This window comes from Ignavibacteria bacterium (assembly GCA_025612375.1).
Classification (GTDB): domain Bacteria; phylum Bacteroidota; class Ignavibacteria; order Ignavibacteriales; family SURF-24; genus JAAXKN01.
The window spans coordinates 1-15,045 of sequence record JAAXKN010000063.1; the positions used below are offsets into that span (position 1 = coordinate 1).

The window sequence follows — 15,045 nt, forward strand, 5'->3', positions numbered from 1 at the left end:
AAAATACAATTAGTCCGGGAATTTACGGCCTTAGGCTGGGTTTCGGATTAGGCTACAAAATTTGAAAGAATCTTTATCCTTTCAGGTAATAAGTTTTGTATCGCAAAGCTTCCAGAGCATTTTTGCGGATTAACTTTTGACTATAGACTTTCTGGCACTTAGGAATTTTTTAACTTACATTATTAATTATACTTTAATGAAAGAACTTTATGCCGCCACTGCCTGGAAAATCAAATGACCCCGGACTTAGCGAAAAGTACTTCAGCCGGACAAAAAGAATTATTAATAACGACGGGTCTTTTAATATTACCCGCGTGGGTACGGGTTTCTCACTCTGGGATATCTACCAGTTCCTGGTAAACCTCTCCTGGCCCAGGTTCATCTCTTCAGTCCTGGGCTTTTATCTCCTTGTCAACTGCTTCTATGCTTTGCTCTATTTTATAACAGGCATCGATAGCGTGCACGGCGCAAGGGGAGAGACTATAATCAGAACACTGGAAAATCTTTTCTTCTTCAGCGTCCAGACTATCTCAACCGTCGGCTACGGCAATATGGCCCCCATGGGGATCTATGCAAATATAATTGTCACTTTTGAAACACTTACAGGACTCCTGGGCTTTGCCCTCGTAACAGGACTCCTTTACGGAAGATTCTCACGCCCGACGGCAAGAATCCTTTATAGCAGTAAGGCCCTCATTTCCCCATATCAGGACAAAACCAGCCTGCAGTTCAGAATTGCAAACCAGAGAAGTAATGCCCTTCTTGAAGTTGAGGCAAAGGTTATGGTCGCTTTCGTTGAAAATACTAACGGCAGCAGCAAAAGGGAATACTACAACCTTGCGCTTGAAAGGTCATATATCTACTTCTTCCCCTTAAGCTGGACTATCGTCCACCCGATCGATGAGGAGAGCCCTTTCTGGAATAAAACCCCTGAGGACCTGAAAAACCTCGAAACTGAAATCCTTATACTTATAAAAGGCTATGATGATATTTTCAGCCAGACCGTCCATTCAAGATTTTCTTACAGGTTTGATGAGATAATCTGGGGCGCTCGCTTCAAGCCCGCTTTCTTTATCGACCAAAATGGCGACGTGATAATTGACCTTAAAAACATCCATAACTTTGAAACCGACAGGGATTAGACCTGCATAATAAAAAAGCCCGGAGACCTGCCGGTTTCGGGCTTTAATAAACTTTTAATTATTTCAGCAGATTCATCTTCATAGTCTTTTCAAAGCTGCCTGCCTTTATATGGCAGAAGTATATACCGCTTGAGACTTTTTCACCCAGCTCATTCATGCCGTTCCACGTTACATTGTAAGTGCCTGCATTCTGATAATTGTTTACCAGCTCTGCCACATGCTTTCCTGTTATGTCATAAACTGCTACTTTAACATCTGTCCCGGTTGGCAGGGCATAGCGTATCGTTGTCGTTGGATTGAAAGGATTCGGATAATTCTGCTCCAGGCTGAATTTATCCGGAATTTTAGTGTCTATTTCCGTAACTGCTGTAGCTGTCTTTATGGTTGCCCTCATAAAAAGTGTGTAATCATTCGGCGCAGCCATCTTGTACCAGGATTTCTGAGCATTGTCATATTCGTAAGCTCTGCCGTTGCCGGACGGGGGATCGGCTCCGATTAACGGCTGGCCGGCCCCGTCATATAAAACTGCTACAAAAAAATCTCCTGAAAGCGATCCGCCGGTTATGTTATATTGCTGCCAGCCTGTGCCTTTCGGAGTTGTTGTATATGGCTGCAGCCATTCTTCTCCCGGCAGGCCTTTATTAGGATCAGCCTTATAAATTACAAGCTGAAACTGGCCCGTGCCATTATTTTTGTCTCCGTTGGTGTAAACCTGTACCTGTGATATTGTATAATCACTGCCTGAAGGGCTGAAACGCACTCCAAGCTGCCAGTACGCATCAGGCTCATATACGCCTATCGATGGATCTCCGTCATCATAAACCATCTCTGTTGATGTGGGCTCACCCGTGGCATCATCAATGCCCACTGCAGTAAAGCCGTCAGCTACTGCTTTATAATCTGCTGATGATTCACCGTAGAGATCCTTTGCCGCATTCAGGCACGCCTGCCTCAGATCCGAAAACTGCGCGTTTTTTGTCAGATAAGTAGTAAGTGCCCTGTACCATATCTGCCCGGCTTTCCAGCGCCCTGTCCCGTTTGTTACATTGAAGAAAGCCTTGTTGGGAATCCCCGAATTTATGTGGACCCCGCCCCAGTCGTGCTCCTCGTCATTTGCCAATTCCACAAACTCACTCATGTTGGCAGGCTGCCACCCCGACTGCCCCATATCCTTTCCGTTATGCGGATCGGAAATGTTCCGCAGCGCATCTCCGGAAACACCGGGCGTGAATATGTCCTCGCCCATAAGCCAGTTTGTTGAATCTACTAGCGATCCGAATACGTCGGCAATGGACTCATTGATTGCGCCCGGCTGAAACTCATATGCCAGGTTGGCTGTGTGCTGTATTACGCCGTGCGTTATCTCGTGCCCAATTACATCAAGGGCACCGGCCAGATTACTGAACCTGTCCCCGTCACCGTCACCATACGACATGAACAGCCCGTTCCAGAAAGCGTTATTATATTGCTCCTTAAAATGAACTATATTGAGTAGTGAGCCTCCTTTGTTATCAAAACTGTTCCTGTTGTAATGCGACCTGTAAAAATTATATACTATTCTTGAATAAGCATGGGCATCCACGGCAGCCCTAAGACCATCATTGTCGTTAAAGTTATCATCCCCGTTCGGATCGGTAACAAATTTGGCTTTATCATAACCATTGCCTGAAGTATCATTAAGCGCATCATAAGTTTCAATAACGCCTTTCAGGCTGTCAACCGGAGGAGTAAACATTGGCAGTGTGGCGTCAATCAGATAGTACTGGCCACCCGAGAGGTAAGTCTCAATATTTCTTACAGTCCCGTTCAGCCCTGTGCCTTTTCCCTTTGTGGGGCCATCATAACGCAAACCGTCATCTTTTCTTATTACCTCTCCGGTCTGCGCGTCAATGAAAAATGTCATCATCGGATAATATTTCCCCGGTAGGTTTACTTCATACGCAAGGACAGGAACATTATTTTTCTGGTAAACCACAAGCTCCCATTTTTTTGAAGAGGGTACATAGTTAATTTTCCCCGCGGCAATTGAGATTGCTGCATCCGGCGAAATCTGCGCCGCCGTATTTATTATTGGGGTAGGGACGTAGGTGCCGTTTACAGATTCTATAGAACCATCGGAATTGAAATGGACGATTATGTCACTGTAATAAATCCTGATCCCATTTACACGCTGTTCATATTTTACGTGTGTCATTTTTAGATTGTCCGTAAATGATGAAACAGCTCTTAATTCTTTATCCGGTTCATTAAGCCCAAAAAGATCCCTGTTTTCAGAAATGAACCTGATACCATCAGAGGGCAGAGGGGTTGAAGAAGCATACCCCGCGGCAGTAAGTTTTCCGCTTAATAAAGCAGGGGTGGAATTAAATTTACTCCACTTAACTTTCAGTTCATGCCCCGCAGAAGCCTGTAGAACGCTCAAGCCTTTCATTTTGTCGTGCTGCGTGAAACTGACCGGGCTGTTCTTAACCTTAATTCCGCCGTTCCCGCCGAAGATGAAAACACATGGAATTATTACATATAAAACATGTATAAAGATACGCATCGTCATTCTTCCTGATTTGTTAATCCTGCAGTGATTTAATTATGCTTTTGACCTCAGAATAAAACCTGCTTACAGCTTCCGGAACATTCCTGTCAGGGGCCGGACCGGGCCAGGAGTACCTTGTTGCCGTACCATCCTTGCGAAGAGTGATGTATGAAGTGATATTGCCTTTTTCAGAGTATTTGGCCTTTAGGACCTCTGAAATAAGTTCATTTACTTTTTGAATCTGCTCCTTATTCAGCCGCCCCTTTTCCTTTTCAGAGCCTTTTGTTGTGAGTATTCCCTCGAAACTCTTAACCAGTCCGGTAGAATCAATGGAGTAACCGCTGTTGTTTCCGGTAAAGCCTCCGCTTTCACCGATGGTAATGCTGTGGCTTAAGAGTGTGTCCCCGGAACCATTTTGCGAATTCCGTTCCGATGAACAGGAACACAAAGAAATAGTAAGTAACAGGATAGCACCAATCAGATATTTCAACGTTAATCCTATTAATTATTAATAAAAAAGAATGGTTTTATTAAAAACAGTTTTGCCCGGTTTTAGTGAGTAAGAATCTTTTAACGGCTTAAAACGAAATACCCTTTACTGGAGAACTGGATGAAAGTTCATCCAAATTTATTGTCCACGGGATAAAATAGAATAAACATAAAATAGTATATAGGATAATGCGTCCAATTTGTCAAGTGAAATGCATATAATACTTATAGTAATTTAAATTATTGATAAAAGCCATAACCCGTAAACGAAAATTGCGGTTTTTTGTGGCGGCTTTCCGTGAAGCCCGTAGCGTGCACGCAGAAGTCTGCAGATCGCTGATTCGGCCATAATCCGCGAAGGAGGGAATTATCCCGGGATATCCATCTTCCCTGAAATGATAACCACTGGAACGGAACTATGAGATCTCAGGAATACTGGCGGGTAAATTGAAGTAATCGGGCAAGATGAACTGATACTTTGTAAGCTTCTATTTAATCTCCTGCAGAGATGCAATTTTTGCTATCTGCATCCTTTTCCTTAAATCCAGCTTCTTTAGTATGTTATGCACATGGCTCTTTACTGTGAAGCTCGATATATTTAACTGCTGTGCTATCTCTTTATTTGTAAGCCCTTCTGCAACAAAATGAATTATCTGTTTCTCCCGCGAACTTAAATTCGCCGACTCTAATAAAGACGGCATTTCACTTCCGTTACTGTGCTCAATAATCTGCGAGAAAAGCATATTTGTCAGGCGCTGAGGCAAAACTTTCTCCCCTAAAAAGACAGTTCTTACTGTCGCTAAAAACTCTTCACTTGCTGCATCTTTAAGAATAAACCCCTCAACCCCGCAGCTTACCAGCTGTAGTATATCTTCCTGCTTTGGAAGCATATTCATAATAACAATTTTTGAATTAGGTAAAGCCTCCTTTACAGTTCTTACCAGCTCCAGCCCCTTTTCATTGCAGTTCCCGAGCTCTAAAAGCACTACTGGCGATAAGGATGCTGCGCCTGATGACCACGATGGAATCCCCTCAAAACGCTCACATGCAGCTAACAGCTTGAAGTCCTTTGCCTGTTCAATCATTTCTTTGATACTTTCACGAAGAAGCCAGTTATCTTCTACGATTACTACGGGTATCTTTCTCATAAAATACCTCCACTCTATTTACAAAATACCTGAGCCTGTCCCTGGATCACCTCACTCATATTCAGCTTGAAAATACCACATTTGAGGATTGATAGCAAGCTATAAGGACGTCCTAATAGTATAACCGGGTCCCATTTACTCTAAAACCTGATCTTTCTAATAAAAAAAATCCCACATGTAAAGAATGTGGGATTTTACCAGACTGGGTATATGGATACGGGCATTACTTTACCTGCGATACGTTAGCAAAACTTTCTTCGGGCACTCTTGTAATTGCCCGGCAAAAATTCTTCATGGTTGGGTTCTCGCAGTTCTTCGCAGCCTGGAATATTGCCTCATCACCAGTGTCGGAGTGAAGCTGGTCAAGCGTAATTGCCGCAAGGACGCGTGTCTCTGTTTCTATGTTGTTGTCATTTATTATTTTAATCAGCGGCTGGACTAAGCGGTTGAAGGATTCTTCCGGGAAAAGCTGCTCCAGCTGCCTCGTGGTCTGCAGGGCTGAAAGCCTCATATTAAATTGACGGTCCTCAAGCGCCCGGGCTATCATTTCTATGGACGAACTTAAATGAGCCTTCATAAACTTTGTTACGTCATGCTGTTTCTGAAGACGTGTTGATGCATTCTGTGCATTTAATCCGGAGAATGCAAAAGCCAGGCTTAGCAGTGCTGTTAAGAAAAAGCGTTTCATTTTATTATCCTTTCACTAAAAGTTTTAGTAAAACTAATTAAAATATTAAACTGAATTTCCCGGATTGAGCTTTTTTTAATGAACAGAGCCGCCTCCGGAATTTGTCTTTGCACTTCTTTTATGGTGCAGTATCAGGATACATCCTTTTATAAGAAGTTACAATCACCCAATGGTAGCGTAAATGGACGCATTTTTACATAGTCCTGAAAGTAGAAGAAGGATTTAATTCTTCTAGTCCGATGGAGCATGGGATGGAGTAGTACCTTGGGACGATGTTTAACTAAAACGTTTAACAAAAAAAGGCATATTTCTAAAGAATTTTAACCGAATCTTTTACCACGCTGCCGTCAGGCTGGTATATTTTTATGGTATAAATTATACTTTAAATTAATATTCAGAATTTTGATGCGGGTATCAGGATTTTGATAATGTCGGACTATTTTTTCCCTTTTGCTTTTGACCGTTCCAGGTTCTCATTTACCCTGAACTTTACTATCTCTTTTATTAGACCGATCGGAAGTGGTTTATCAAGTGGTAATTGAACAGTGCCCTTGGAAGTCTTGTAACTGGCCAGGCTGTCCTTGAAAATGCCTGTTATGGCACTGCTCCCCGGGTAAAAACCTATATGGTGACTGTGCCCGGCAAAGTAAACCAGTATACCATGAAATTTGTACGCCGGCATATTATAGCTTATTACTTCCTCTGCCTTGGGGGCAGCTTGCCTGATGGCTTTCCTTAAATCCTGCAGCTTGCTTTTTACTTCAGGCGGAAAAGATGATATGTACTCATCTGCTGAAGTAAATTTTGCGCCCATTTCTGTTGGCATCCTTATTTATCTCCGGAAATTATATTTGCACTCAGACAGTTACTTATTACAAAGATATATTAAATAATTAATATCCCCAATGAAATTTATTTCGCAAAGGACTTGGGATGGATGGGCTTTTACAGATGCGCCCACTCACTTCCTATGAAAAAACAGGAAGTGAGTGGGTGCACCTTGATAAAACCGAATTTAAATGAAAGACATTCAGCAGGATTAATCTTCTACTTCATTACTGTCATTTTCTTTGCATTCCTGAAGCTTCCGGACTGTATAGTGTAAATATAAACTCCGCTTGGAAGCACCGAAGCATCAAAACTAACCTTGTGCGTTCCCGCATTCTTGTACTCATTTACAAGCGTTGCCACTTCATTTCCCAGCAAATTGAATACCTGAAGTTTCACAGGCCCTGCCTTTGGAATAGAATAACTTATTGAAGTTGCAGGATTAAAAGGATTTGGGTAGTTCTGATCCAGAGAGTATCTAATTTCCCCCAGGCCCGGTTTCTTCTCAACACCCTGAGCCTGATTGTTGTCACTGATTACCCAGTCGAGCTGAAACACCACTTCCTTTATTTCACCAGGCTGGAGACTTACGGATAGATATTTATGGCTGGTTCCGTTTGCGAAGTAAAAGTTATAAGTACTGGCTGCCCAGTCTTCGAACGAAAAATGCCCAGTCGAATCAGTGCAATAAAATTCCGTATGGTTACCTACATATGCAAACCTTTCATTTACAGCCGGATGGCCTGAGGCATCTTTCACGAATCCCTTTATTGTAGCTGTAGCCCCTTTTCTGTCATTCGGTTCTCCTATGGTAGGGGAGTTATCAAGATAAAAGAAATTATAACTTAAACAAAGTGACTGATTGAGTTTTAGAACCGTAATTCCACTTTTACCAAATTTCAAATCATCCCACTGATTCCCATCCGGCGCATAAAGATAAAGTGAGTCGCCTTCCATATTCAGATCCAGAGCTCCCCGCAGGCTATCTTTTGTCAGTACTAGATAACTTGTTTTTGAGATATCGCCCGTATATGGCCTCAGGTACATCCAGTCCTTAAAGTAGGCTGTGTCTTTCCCGCTTACCAGGTACCAGCCTTTTAATGAAAGCGAATCGCCCTGCTGATTAAAAAATGGCTGATTAAGATTCATCTCCAGCTTCCAGCCCGTGGAATCAAACACAAGCTCGCTGAAGAATGTAAAACCTATGGGATTTGCCTTAAGGCTGTTTGAAAAAATTAATATTGCTAGTAGTAAAAGACAACTAACGCCTGACTTTTTCATTTTTAACCTCTTTCCACTTTATGATAAAATTGTGCTGCGGAAGATAATTCCGCTTCAGCGTAAAAAACGTTCTGTATTTATCGGATTTTTTCTCGTTTTCAAACTGAGGCTGCATCGAAAGCAGCTTGTAGCGCGCGGGCAGCTTTACGCTGTATTCCGCCATGTCAAAAGAGGTGCCCCATTCCTTTGTAGTGGTAAGAATATATTCCATCATGTGCATCGGCGTCTTCTGATAATACTTTACTTCTATTACACTTGTATCGTTTGCCTGGACTTCAACCGCAAAGAGCAAACCTTTGGCAGTTGAAATGCCTGACACCTTTTTACCGCTTTTCAGATCTTTAACTTCGGCTTTATATGGAAGGGGAAGAGAATCGTTTACAACGTATGGATAATAGAGGCTTTGTGAGACCCGGGAGCCCGAAGGGTTGGCAAAATAATATATACCCGTCAGGATGCATTCATCCTTGTTTACTTCAATCTGTATGTTCTCCCTGAAGAAACGCAGTCCCTGTGAATGGAGCGTTTCCTGGAAAAACAGCAGAACCAAACTTAAGAAAATCAATAACCGTGTTTTCATCTGTTCCGCAGTTTTATTTCAGATGCCAGTTAGGGTCTTTCCCCGAAAGAAATATAAAATTTTACTTTGAAAAAAACACGGAAATATTGTTATTTTTTTATGGCATGTTATCTCGGGCGAAAATTGACCGGAATCGCATTTTTGCTATTTGGCTGCCTTAATAAGACCGAGCCCGCTCCCGATTGTCATCAGGTCCTCGGCAATTCCTACTACGGTATCGTTAATCTTAAATTCCTTGCCCACTTTCTTCCTCAAAAACAGGAAAAGATAAGCCGCAGCTATTGCCCCGGCAGCACCCGTTGCTGCTCCAATTGCCATCTGCTTATTCTCCATGGCGCAGAATGCGGCCCCGCTTAAAGCCCCCAAAGCAGCCCTCCCGGCAAGAAGCGCCGGCTCTATACGGTCCGGTATATCGGGCAGTTTATCCACTACAAGCTCACCTAAGGCGGCAGTCTTTAAAAACGGGGAGAGCTTGCCTTCTGCAAGCACCTTGAATGGTGAATGCATAAGTCTGCGTGTATGATGACTTTTAAGAATTTCATTTGTAAAGACGGGCGCCATTAAGCTTCTCATGCCTGAAACAGCACCAAGTGCGAACGATTTTAAGTATGTTGTATCCATATTATCCCGTTTTTGTTGTACATCTGTCTTTATAAAATAAAATCCGTGTGTGACAATCAATGTAAAAGCATGTACAGCCCGGCCCACAGGACATCAAAATCAGTATGATGATTCTTTTATCATTTGTTTCATAATTGAAAGTATATTAACTTCTGCCAGTAGTTTCATATAATTTTTTTATCCCAATATTCAGGAGTACTGCTGTATGCTGAAAAAGTTTTTCATGATTATTCTTTTTTCTGCAGGGATAATTTCCGCACAGGAACAAGGTGAGTTTTATCTGCTGGCAAAAGCAGGTGTGGCCCAAAGCAGCTTTGGCAGCCTGAACCTGGGGGGCGGCTCCAGCTCCCACTGGAAAAAAGGGCCCCATTTTGCGCTCGGAATTGAATATCACCTTGTCAGAATAACCTCTTTTCAGCTCCTGGCCGAATATTCCGATTTCGGTTTTGATTATAAAGGATATGATCAAAATTCCGTACCCGGCAATCCGGTAAGCAGAATTGTAGACCTGATGGCTAACGCTAAACTGAATTTCGGAGGAGTGTATCTTCTGGCAGGACTTGGTTGCTCTTATAATCACAATAATGAGGTCATCTGGATTCATGAGACGCCACCTTCTGTTGAACCGCCTTCGAAAATGGGAGAGGTCATGATTCATGCCCAAAATACATTGCGTTTTGCCGGACAACTGGGAATAGGCCTCGATATCCCTTTAAGCCGGAATATAAGCATTGTGGCGGAGTATGCTTTAAGGTTCCGGGAAGATGCAGGCACTGCAGCCTTGGCAGGAATGAAATTTCTTCTCTGATAATAATAAAAAACCGCCTCTTAGCTCAGAGGCGGCTTTCATTAATTTAATAGCAGGGTCAATTTATCCGTTCTTTAAGGATACGGTTACAATAACAGATGAAACTGCCATGCACTTGTCCGTCGTGGTTTCAAGAATATCAAGAATCTCTTTCTTCTTAATGAGTTCTATGGCGTTCTTCTCTTCCTTGAAAAGATTTGTTACAGCCTCACGGTATATGGCATCGGCTTCTTCCTCAAGTGCGCTTACACGCTTCAGATCCTCGGTAACTTTGACCTTGTTATCCACAATTGACTTATAAAGCTCATTAATCTGTGTGGCTGCAATTTCCAGAAGCTTTTCCGCAACCGGAAGAGGAGTTTTCAGATCATAAACTGTAACCCTCGTAACAGCAGCATAAATCGTGTCGCTGATGCTTTCCAGAGTTTTTATAAGTTTGTATATATCCTCCCGGTCAAAGGGCGTAAGAAAGCTCTTATCCAGCTTTTTGTAAACCTTGTGCGAGATCTCGTCGCATCTTCTTTCCAGGAACTTCATTTTGAGGGATATTTCATCGTCGTATTTACCCTCACAAAAAAAATCATTTGAAAGTGCAGCCATTTCGCTGATAGTCTTAATCATGCTGCTGAAATCATCAAAATACTTGTCCTCTTTAGGTGTTAAGCCTTTGAGCATAATTCTCCATAAAAGATTAAAATTCACACCCCAAAATAACAAATAAAAAATAAAAAAAGAGGGAAAAGAAATTGCGTCCGAAGTTCAGCCTCAGACGGTTGATGGAAGTCCGGTATTTTGCTGATGCAAAAAGTGCTGCGAAATATTTTCTGCTTCGACCGCCTGAAACGCTTAAAATATGCCGAATTCGCGGTTTAGGGCATAAAATTTGGGATATGGAAATAATTTACATTTGGTAAATAATTGCTAATATTTGCCGTTACGGAAATTGAAGAAAATATATTCATCATTAAGAAAAAGGAACAGACAGTATGAAAATAAACGCTACAATGTTAAAAATGAATAACGCATTCTTTATAATTACTTTCTCAATATGCGTCCTTTGCAGTTCTTATTTATATTCACGTCCAACCGGCATTAGCGGATATACACTGAAAACCAATTCTTCCGGCTGCGCGGGCTGCCATGGCAGTGCAAGCAGCCAGGTCAGTGTCGTTATTAACGGTCCGGCAACTCTTAAAACAGGCGAGACAGGCAATTATACTGTTACCATCACCGGAGGCTCAGGAACAGGCGTCGGAACCGATATAGCCGCATCAAACGGAACACTTGCAAACTCCGATGCTAACCTTAAAATCTTAAACGGTGAGCTCACACAGCCTTCGGCAAAAACTTTTTCGGGCGGAAAGTATGTCTTCAGCTTTCAGTATACAGCCCCATCACAGGCCGGAACACAAACTTTATATGCCTGCGGAGTAAGCACAAAGCCGCAGTGGAACTTTGCTCCCAATTTCAGCGTGAATGTCCAGTCCGCTACAAGCGGCGTTAAGGAAAACGGGCAGATAGTTGCAGCTTATTCACTCAATCAGAACTATCCCAATCCCTTTAATCCTGCTACTGTCATCAGCTACTCGCTTCCAAAACAGAGCAGCGTAAAGCTTATCGTTTTTAACTCAATCGGACAGGAAGTAAAAACCCTTTTCAGCGGCATTCAGGCGGCTGGAAATCATTCCGTTAATTTCAATGCCGCGGAGCTTTCTTCCGGAATATATTTCTATTCAATTGAAGCTAAATCGGAAACAGGTAACGAAACCTTCAAATCCGTAAGAAAAATGGCTTTCCTCAAGTAAATACATTTCTATCCGGGGCAGGAATCTTCCTGCCCCCTGAAATAAATCACCGGTTATGTCTTTATCCATTGAATTCCAGTCTGTTACTTTTTATTTCATAATAGTAGGTCTAATAAAAAGGAACAGTAAGTGAAGGTACGCGATATCAGCAGACGCATGATCGGCCGTGCGGCAGTTATAATTGAGGCAGACGACTTTCCGGTCTATAACGGAATGCTCGGCTGGATCGAGGAGGATGTTAAATACGGACTTGTCTTTAACCCCGCTGTAAACAGAATGCCGAACAACGGGAAATCCATGCTTTCTATTCCCCTCAAGCCTGATGATCTTATAGAATTTGTGGATTGATATTATAATTATGTTTCGATTCCCGGTTATTCCTCATCTGGTTCAGACTTCAAAAGGTGGCAAAATTACACCCAAAGTCCTGTTTGACTGTATATTTTCCCGGAATTGTTTGTAGCTCAAACAGGTCACTCCTTAATCCCATATCATTAAAATGGGCCGATTTTGCAATTTCACGTAGGCACGGAATATGTTTAATTACTGTTGAATAATTACGGTAAGTAGTTATGAAAACACTATTTCTTTTCCTGGCTTTGTGCCTCGCGCTTTCAGGCTGCAACAATCTGAACAGCGACGTTAACCCGCTCGCCCCGGGAACGGATAAAACTGACTACAATTATACTATACCGAGCGACATGTATTATTATCCAGACGAATTCTGGATCTCAAAGAATCATGCCGTCACAATTTCAGGAATGGAGATGTCCGTAATGTTCTTTTATCTGACTGAAGAACCCGACAGTAGCTATAATGTAACTCTCTGGATTGCATACGAAGGCGGACGCATGGGCGACGAAATGGTGGAATTTAATACTAAGGATACTCCTTATCCCTATGCACTTGAGCTCAGGAAAGATACATACCTGGAATTTAGTGAACTCCAGATCAAAAGAAACAAAGCAAAAGTTAAGATAAGATTCATTTACACTCCGCCTGAGCTATGTAATCCCTTGTAATTATTTCGTATATTGATCTGAAGATTTTACTTTCCGGATAAAAATTGATAATCGAGGGGTCTGTAATGAAAAGTCTTTTCCTGTTTCTAATTTCTTTCCTGTTTCTGCAGGGAAATTTATACCCGCAAAAGAATAAAATAAACTCTTTCCATCCTGATACATTGCGCGCGCTTTCACTGTCTCAAAATTATCCCGACCCGTTTAACTCATCAACAACAATCAACTTTTCAGTTAAACAGGACGGAATGGTCAGGCTTTCAGTCTATAATATCCTGGGTAGCAGGGTGGCAGTCATACTGGATGCATACAAGCCCGCAGGCGACTATTCAGTTAGATATAACGGAGATAAACTGCCCGGCGGCGTCTATTTCTATAAACTTGAATCGGGTGGACGCATCCTTACAAAAAAGTTCATCCTCCTGAAGTGAACAAAAGAGGCAGACACGCTCTGCCTCTGTTAAAATATTCAACAATCATCTCTTAACGTTGAACGTCAAACCCCTGCAAAGCCGTCCTACATCTTTAAATATGAAGTTATTCCATCCCTGTACGGAGTAGGCTTAATCTTAAAGCGCCCTTCAAACTTCCTGCTGTCAAAAAGGTAATCGTACTCATTCTGATATAACATCTCAAGAGTTTCCCTTATTACCGGGTTAAAAACTCCTGCCAGCTGCATCTGCCATTTTTTAAGAACTGTATACTTTGGACTCACTTCCAGGAAATCAGCCGCCATTTTAATATAACCCTCTCCCGTTAATACGTCCATATCCGATGGCGCGTGCCACGTCTGATTAAAAGCATCAGGCGTATTCCCAATTAATGCCATGGCTTTTGCTGCATCAGGAGTATAAGTGTAAGTATGAAGCCTGTGGGCGTCAATTAGCCAATTTGCCTTTTGGCCCACCTTCATCCTGTCCAGAACCAGCATGTTCAGTACAGAACCCCTGTTGTCAGGTCCATAGAAATCAGCCGCCCTTAGAATTGCAGCTGTAACCTCTTTCTTTTTGTATGCGTCTATAAGTCTCGAGGCTGTTTTTGCGCGTACCTCGCCTTTTTTGCTGACCGGGTTAAACGGTGTCTCTTCTGTCATCCAGCCTTCAACACGCCCGTACATATACACGTTATCAAGAAATACAAGCTTCGAATTGTGTTCACTGCATGCCGTAATTACATTATTCATCACCTCAAGCCATTCCTTCTGCCATACTTGAGTGTCGTACTTCAGTCCTGCGGTGAGGTACACAACGTCGGAGCCTTTTACAGCTTCCATTGTCTGCTTCAGGTCCCTAAGGTCCGCCTGGAAAAGCTCATCCGATGAATTTACTTTTATCGGGTGCCTCCCGGAAAGCCGGACTTTATCGGTATACTTCGGAAGTTCCTTTGCAAGAGGAATTCCAATTGCCCCGCCTGCACCTAGAATTGTCTGCATTCATGCCTCACTTTCGTTAAAGGAAAAAATGAATAAACTATGAATATATAATAAATAACAGTTCTTTCGATAATGAAATAACACTTATGAGATTAATAAAAATATATTTTAAACTCAAATTATTTTATCATTTGTCGACTATATATTTGCGTTTCGGGAACATTTATTTCATTGAACTGATTATATTATATGAAAAATAGTAACAGAAAAACTTTTTCTGTAAAATCAATTTTAATTGTTATTTATGCAGTTGTAATATACTGGGCTGTATTTGCAGCCTTGCATGAACTGTTTTCCGTTCCTCCTTTCCCATTAACCATCCTTCCGATGGTTGCTTCCTCCTGGTTCTGGGGAATAAAACGCGGCCTGTTATCCGGGACTTTCATCATATTAAGCAGCCTCTTTTTTATAATAATATTTAATCTCCACCGCAATAATCCTCTTACGGTGATTCTTGTTATTGTGATTTCCTTTATACTTGGATCTGCTGCCGGATGGGTCAGAAAGCTTTATGAAAGGGAAAAGATGCATTCTGCTATGCTTGCCGGAAAGCATGAAGAGCTGATGCGGGAAATGGAGGAAAGAAAAAAAGCTGATGGCCTCCTGAAAGAACACTATGACTTCAGTCACCTGATTTATACAATTTCAAATAAATTTATCAATGTTTTGCCGGA

The 15,045-nt window shown here is 42.1% G+C and carries 17 protein-coding genes; 7 read left to right on the forward strand and 10 right to left on the reverse strand.

Annotated features, from left to right (window positions below; translation table 11 throughout):
- Positions 1-209 precede the first annotated feature (209 nt).
- Positions 210-1,142 (forward strand): hypothetical protein, encoded by a 933-nt coding sequence (locus tag HF312_20285; GenBank protein ID MCU7522563.1) that lies wholly within the window; start codon positions 210-212, stop codon positions 1,140-1,142.
- Positions 1,143-1,200: 58 nt separating this feature from the next.
- Here the strand turns inward: HF312_20285 and HF312_20290 are convergent, their stop codons facing one another.
- The 8 genes from HF312_20290 to HF312_20325 all read right to left on the reverse strand — a co-directional run bounded on the left by HF312_20290 (position 1,201) and on the right by HF312_20325 (position 9,307).
- Positions 1,201-3,687: a T9SS type A sorting domain-containing protein gene (locus tag HF312_20290; GenBank protein ID MCU7522564.1), complete on the reverse strand. Its 2,487-nt coding sequence runs from the start codon at positions 3,685-3,687 to the stop codon at positions 1,201-1,203.
- Positions 3,688-3,706: 19 nt separating this feature from the next.
- Positions 3,707-4,162, reverse strand: a complete 456-nt coding sequence (locus HF312_20295; GenBank protein MCU7522565.1) for a hypothetical protein — start codon at positions 4,160-4,162, stop codon at positions 3,707-3,709.
- Positions 4,163-4,649: 487 nt separating this feature from the next.
- Positions 4,650-5,309: a response regulator transcription factor gene (locus HF312_20300; protein ID MCU7522566.1), complete on the reverse strand. Its 660-nt coding sequence runs from the start codon at positions 5,307-5,309 to the stop codon at positions 4,650-4,652.
- A gap of 223 nt (positions 5,310-5,532) precedes the next feature.
- Positions 5,533-5,997 carry a hypothetical protein gene (locus HF312_20305; GenBank protein MCU7522567.1) on the reverse strand — a complete coding sequence of 155 codons (465 nt, stop codon included), beginning with the start codon at positions 5,995-5,997 and terminating at the stop codon, positions 5,533-5,535.
- A gap of 436 nt (positions 5,998-6,433) precedes the next feature.
- Entirely contained in the window at positions 6,434-6,811 is a 378-nt protein-coding gene (locus tag HF312_20310; protein ID MCU7522568.1) for a hypothetical protein, read from the reverse strand.
- A 233-nt stretch (positions 6,812-7,044) separates the two neighbouring features.
- Positions 7,045-8,106, reverse strand: a complete 1,062-nt coding sequence (locus tag HF312_20315; GenBank protein ID MCU7522569.1) for a T9SS type A sorting domain-containing protein — start codon at positions 8,104-8,106, stop codon at positions 7,045-7,047.
- Positions 8,087-8,686, reverse strand: a complete 600-nt coding sequence (locus HF312_20320; GenBank protein MCU7522570.1) for a hypothetical protein — start codon at positions 8,684-8,686, stop codon at positions 8,087-8,089. The genes HF312_20315 and HF312_20320 overlap by 20 nt, the downstream gene beginning before the upstream one ends.
- A gap of 144 nt (positions 8,687-8,830) precedes the next feature.
- Positions 8,831-9,307, reverse strand: coding sequence for a hypothetical protein (locus HF312_20325; GenBank protein MCU7522571.1), 477 nt, complete (start codon positions 9,305-9,307; stop codon positions 8,831-8,833).
- Between the two features lie 205 nt (positions 9,308-9,512).
- Here HF312_20325 and HF312_20330 point away from each other — a divergent pair, with 205 nt between their 5' ends.
- The gene (locus HF312_20330) at positions 9,513-10,115 is read left to right on the forward strand and encodes a porin family protein (GenBank protein ID MCU7522572.1); all 603 of its coding nucleotides are present in this window, start codon (positions 9,513-9,515) and stop codon (positions 10,113-10,115) included.
- A gap of 63 nt (positions 10,116-10,178) precedes the next feature.
- On the opposite strand, the gene HF312_20335 is transcribed toward HF312_20330, so the two are convergent.
- Entirely contained in the window at positions 10,179-10,790 is a 612-nt protein-coding gene (locus HF312_20335; protein ID MCU7522573.1) for a DUF47 family protein, read from the reverse strand.
- A 311-nt stretch (positions 10,791-11,101) separates the two neighbouring features.
- Between HF312_20335 and HF312_20340 the strand changes: the two genes are divergently transcribed.
- From HF312_20340 to HF312_20355, 4 genes are all read left to right on the forward strand, one after another.
- A complete protein-coding gene (locus HF312_20340) occupies positions 11,102-11,920 on the forward strand; it encodes a T9SS type A sorting domain-containing protein (GenBank protein ID MCU7522574.1) in 819 nt (272 codons plus the stop codon).
- A gap of 129 nt (positions 11,921-12,049) precedes the next feature.
- Positions 12,050-12,268, forward strand: coding sequence for a hypothetical protein (locus HF312_20345; protein ID MCU7522575.1), 219 nt, complete (start codon positions 12,050-12,052; stop codon positions 12,266-12,268).
- A gap of 224 nt (positions 12,269-12,492) precedes the next feature.
- Entirely contained in the window at positions 12,493-12,942 is a 450-nt protein-coding gene (locus HF312_20350) for a hypothetical protein (protein ID MCU7522576.1), read from the forward strand.
- 65 nt (positions 12,943-13,007) lie between these two features.
- A complete protein-coding gene (locus HF312_20355; GenBank protein ID MCU7522577.1) occupies positions 13,008-13,370 on the forward strand; it encodes a T9SS type A sorting domain-containing protein in 363 nt (120 codons plus the stop codon).
- 86 nt (positions 13,371-13,456) lie between these two features.
- On the opposite strand, the gene HF312_20360 is transcribed toward HF312_20355, so the two are convergent.
- Complete coding sequence (locus HF312_20360) at positions 13,457-14,371, reverse strand: NAD-dependent epimerase/dehydratase family protein (protein MCU7522578.1); 915 nt, start codon at positions 14,369-14,371, stop codon at positions 13,457-13,459.
- A 189-nt stretch (positions 14,372-14,560) separates the two neighbouring features.
- Between HF312_20360 and HF312_20365 the strand changes: the two genes are divergently transcribed.
- The coding region (locus HF312_20365; GenBank protein ID MCU7522579.1) for a hypothetical protein at positions 14,561-15,045 on the forward strand (485 nt) is incomplete at its 3' end.

Bases quoted from the DNA above. Each gene is read 5' to 3' on its own strand.
- HF312_20325 (MCU7522571.1), bottom strand. From the start codon at position 9,307: ATGGATACAACATACTTAAAATCGTTCGCACTTGGTGCTGTTTCAGGC.
- HF312_20355 (MCU7522577.1), top strand. From the start codon at position 13,008: ATGAAAAGTCTTTTCCTGTTTCTAATTTCTTTCCTGTTTCTGCAGGGA.
- HF312_20350 (MCU7522576.1), top strand. From the start codon at position 12,493: ATGAAAACACTATTTCTTTTCCTGGCTTTGTGCCTCGCGCTTTCAGGC.
- HF312_20305 (MCU7522567.1), bottom strand. From the start codon at position 5,997: ATGAAACGCTTTTTCTTAACAGCACTGCTAAGCCTGGCTTTTGCATTC.
- HF312_20290 (MCU7522564.1), bottom strand. From the start codon at position 3,687: ATGCGTATCTTTATACATGTTTTATATGTAATAATTCCATGTGTTTTC.
- HF312_20310 (MCU7522568.1), bottom strand. From the start codon at position 6,811: ATGGGCGCAAAATTTACTTCAGCAGATGAGTACATATCATCTTTTCCG.
- HF312_20360 (MCU7522578.1), bottom strand. From the start codon at position 14,371: ATGCAGACAATTCTAGGTGCAGGCGGGGCAATTGGAATTCCTCTTGCA.
- HF312_20330 (MCU7522572.1), top strand. From the start codon at position 9,513: ATGCTGAAAAAGTTTTTCATGATTATTCTTTTTTCTGCAGGGATAATT.
- HF312_20300 (MCU7522566.1), bottom strand. From the start codon at position 5,309: ATGAGAAAGATACCCGTAGTAATCGTAGAAGATAACTGGCTTCTTCGT.
- HF312_20335 (MCU7522573.1), bottom strand. From the start codon at position 10,790: ATGCTCAAAGGCTTAACACCTAAAGAGGACAAGTATTTTGATGATTTC.
- HF312_20315 (MCU7522569.1), bottom strand. From the start codon at position 8,106: ATGAAAAAGTCAGGCGTTAGTTGTCTTTTACTACTAGCAATATTAATT.
- HF312_20285 (MCU7522563.1), top strand. From the start codon at position 210: ATGCCGCCACTGCCTGGAAAATCAAATGACCCCGGACTTAGCGAAAAG.
- HF312_20340 (MCU7522574.1), top strand. From the start codon at position 11,102: ATGAAAATAAACGCTACAATGTTAAAAATGAATAACGCATTCTTTATA.
- HF312_20320 (MCU7522570.1), bottom strand. From the start codon at position 8,686: ATGAAAACACGGTTATTGATTTTCTTAAGTTTGGTTCTGCTGTTTTTC.